The organism is Streptomyces sp. NRRL F-5755 (genome assembly GCF_001279365.1).
GTDB lineage: Bacteria > Actinomycetota > Actinomycetes > Streptomycetales > Streptomycetaceae > Streptomyces > Streptomyces rimosus.
The window spans coordinates 1-3384 of sequence record NZ_LGCW01000122.1; the positions used below are offsets into that span (position 1 = coordinate 1).

The 3384-nt window shown below is 69.0% G+C and carries 3 protein-coding genes; all 3 read left to right on the plus strand.

Features of this window, described 5'->3' with window-relative positions:
- Window positions 1-640 precede the first annotated feature (640 nt).
- The 3 genes from ADK86_RS14350 to ADK86_RS14360 all read left to right on the plus strand — a co-directional run bounded on the left by ADK86_RS14350 (window position 641) and on the right by ADK86_RS14360 (window position 3380).
- Window positions 641-1897: a helix-turn-helix transcriptional regulator gene (locus ADK86_RS14350; protein ID WP_053696953.1), complete on the plus strand. Its 1257-nt coding sequence runs from the start codon at window positions 641-643 to the stop codon at window positions 1895-1897.
- A 14-nt stretch (window positions 1898-1911) separates the two neighbouring features.
- The gene (locus ADK86_RS14355; protein ID WP_053696954.1) at window positions 1912-2289 is read left to right on the plus strand and encodes a hypothetical protein; all 378 of its coding nucleotides are present in this window, start codon (window positions 1912-1914) and stop codon (window positions 2287-2289) included.
- A gap of 155 nt (window positions 2290-2444) precedes the next feature.
- On the plus strand, window positions 2445-3380 hold the full coding sequence (locus tag ADK86_RS14360) for a LysR family transcriptional regulator (protein WP_053696955.1): 936 nt from the start codon (window positions 2445-2447) through the stop codon (window positions 3378-3380).
- Window positions 3381-3384: the final 4 nt, after the last annotated feature.

Sequence of the window (3384 nt, forward strand, 5' to 3'; positions counted from 1 at the left end):
GGGGGGGGTTTTTTTGTTGGGGGGGAAATGAGTTGGGGGGAATGAGGGGGTCGTGGCTACGTCACCAGCGAGGCGCTTCCCAGGTGTGGCGCTCGACGTGACCTTCGAAGAGGCAGCACCCCGCCGGATCAGGCCCCGGGCCGGTCTCCGCACAGTCGGGCAGCTCCATCAGCTCCGCCTCGGTTTCCAGCCAGCCGGCCCAGAGGGCCTCCGCGTGCTACTCGTGCAGCGCATCATGGAGCCGGACGCAGCGAGCGTGCAGGTGCCATATGACAGCCGGTACAGCGTCGGCACTCACACATCGGATACTGCGGACTCTCCAGAAGCACCACCGGATCACCCTCGCGGACCACGATGGTCCGTGCCCACGTGCGCCCGGAGTCACGGGACACGCGCAGCGTCATCAGCACACGCTGCCCGGTGTTCGAAACAGGCGTTCGCGGGGTTCCTTCCGGCTCACACCCTTCAGCAACGTTTCGGATTGCCATGTACAGATCCTTTCGCCGTTTCTTGCCGCACCGTGTGCAGCAACTCCGAGTAAATACAGCCGGTTCGGGAAAACCCACGGCATCGATGCGGCAGTCTTGACGCAGCTCCGTGCACGGACGCCCACGAAGCCCGGACCGCAGGGAGGAGCCCCATGGGACTCGCGGAACGGCGCAGGGCCCTGGGCCACAGCCAGGAGACATTGGCCGAACTGCTCGGCGTGGACCGCACGACGGTCTGCCGCTGGGAAAGCGGCAGGATCGCTCCGCAGCCGCCCCAGCGACGAGGTTTGGCGATCGCCCTTGAGATCGGCCTCTCGGAGCTGGACGGCCTTCTGGCATCGGCACAAGCGGCAGCACAGGAATTCACCGGGCCTCCTCGGACCGGTGCCCCTCCGAACGCGGGAGATGCCGACGAAATGATCCGCCGCGAATTCCTTCGCATACTGACCGTCAGCGGGGCCTTGTCCGCTCTGCCGGTCGATGAGGCAGACGCCCTCACGGAAGCAGTCCACCGCGGAACGGCCACCGATTTCGCCAGAATGAACGGCCACCTGTGGCAGGTCTACCAAATGGCCCGGTCCAAAGGTTCGGTGTACCCCATCGTCCGCGACCAGCTGGCAGCATTGACGCAGGCTCTCGCGGAAGATCGTGGTGGCGCCCGTCAACTGCTGAACGCGGCTGCCGACCTCTTTCAACTGGCCGGTGAAGTGGCGTTCGACGGTGACCGGTACTCCGACGCCGTCACCTCGTATGCGCTCGCAGCGTCGGTCGGCAAAGACGCGGGATCGTATGACCTGTGGGCCTGCGCCCTCGTACGCCACGCGTACGTGGAGATGTCCGAACAGCGCTACCGCCAAGCGGCGCAGTTGCTCACCGCGGCCGAAAAGCTCGCCGTAAGGGGCGACAGCGACCTCTCCACCCGTCACTGGGTCGCGTCGGTCCAGGCCGAGGCGTACGCCGGTCTCGGTGATCTGGACGCGTGCGAACGTGCGATGGGCCGGGCCGAAACCGTCCGTGACCTCACCGGGGACAGCACCAACGGCGGATGGCTTCGGTTCGACGGTGCGCGCCTGGAGGAAGAGCGAGGAGCACGCTACGTCCAGCTCGGCCGCCTCGACCGCGCGGAGGAGGCTCTGCAGGGCGCGCTGGGGCAGACAGCTCTGGCTTCCGGACAGTCGTACCGGCGCAGAGGCGCAGCGCTGACCGGACTGGCAGTCATCGCCGCAAAGCGCCGGAATGCGGAACAGGCCGTCGCGTACGGCCGCGAAGCCCTCGACCTGGCGCGAGCCTCATCGTCCGGCTATGTCGCCCGTAGACTCCGAGCCCTGTGTGACGCATTCGGCCCCTTGCACCGCGATCACCGTGTAACGGAGCTGGGGGCGGAGATTGCCAGGCTGAGCACACCGTGACTAGAGGGGTTGGCATGTCGCAGACCGAAGGTGCACGACTGTTCCGGGAAGCCTGGATCGCGGGAGTGCGTCGGCATTTCCCCGGGGAGCCCAAGGCGGGCTACGTCACTCCGTGGGATGACACACCGCAATGGGAACGCGATGCCGCTGGGGCCGTCTACGAGCAGGTGCGCCGATTCGTCGAGGTCAGCGGCGGCCGTACGTCGAAACTGTCGCGCGAGCAGAAGGGCCGGTTCGTCGCGATCTGCTGGACGGCCCAGATGTTCAAGCACTTCGAGGACCCGAAGCCCGGCTATGTGGCCGACTGGCCGGATCTCCCGGTCTGGCAGCAGGAGACCGATGCGGACATCTTTGAAGCCATCGAGGAAATCGGGGAAAAGGCGCTGGGCTGACCACTCGCCCAAGCCGGCCCGGGAAGGCCCGGGAGTCCGGGAAGTCGAAGCACCCTCCAGATGTTCGGGAAGGTGGCCCGCACAAAGGCATGCGTGCTCGACAGGAGCAGCTGCGGATGAGTGCGGGACCGTTCCAGCGGAGGGGGAAACACGTCATGGACGAGACGGTGAACGCGGACCCGGCCCCGGTCGGACCCCGAGGTGCGGACGGCCTCGACGGTGTCGAGCTGCGGCACCTGCGGGCCTTCATGGCCGTGGCCGAGGAGCGGAGCTTTACGTATGCCGCTGATCGGCTGCGGGTCGGGCAGCCGGCGCTGACCCGGACCGTACGGGCGCTGGAGGAGGTCCTCGCCACCCGGCTGCTGGACCGCACCACCCGGCGGGTCGAGCTGACCGACGACGGGCGTCGCCTCTATGCGGAGCTGGCGCCGCTGCTGCCCCGCCTGGCCGCCGCGCTGCGGGCGCCCGGTGGGCAGCCCCTGTTGCGGCTCGGTTTCACCTCGCTGCTGCCCGCCGCCTGTGCCGGGCTGAACGCGGCGTTCGAGGCGGCGACCGGGGCCGGGGTGCGGCTGGTGCGCCGGGACACGCCGCTGGCGGGGCTGGACACCGGTGAGTCGGACATCGCGGTGCTGCGCGGGGACGCCCCGCCGGACGCGGATGTCCGTACCCGGGTGCTGCTGTACGAGCCGCGGGTCGCCGCCGTCGGCCGGCTCGGCGCGGCCGCGCCCCTGGCGCGCCGCCGCGTACTGGACTGGGGTGAGCTGGCGGACCACCCGCTCGTGGTGAACACCGTCACCGGCAGCACCCGTCCCGAACTGTGGCCCGAGGAGCGTCGGCCGCGACTTGCCTGTACTGCGGACAATTTCGACGAGTGGCTGGAGGCGGTGGCCGCCGGGCACGGGGTGGGGGTGGCGCCGCAGGAGGTGGCCCACCGGCACACCCACCCGGGCATCCGCTTCGTACGCCTGAAGAACGCACCGCCGGTGCCCGTCCGCCTGGCCCTGCCCGCACGCGGCGCCCATCCGTTGGCGGAACGATTCTTTGGGATGGGGGTCGGGGCGGGTGTGGGTGAGGAGGGTGCGGGGCGGTGAGGTG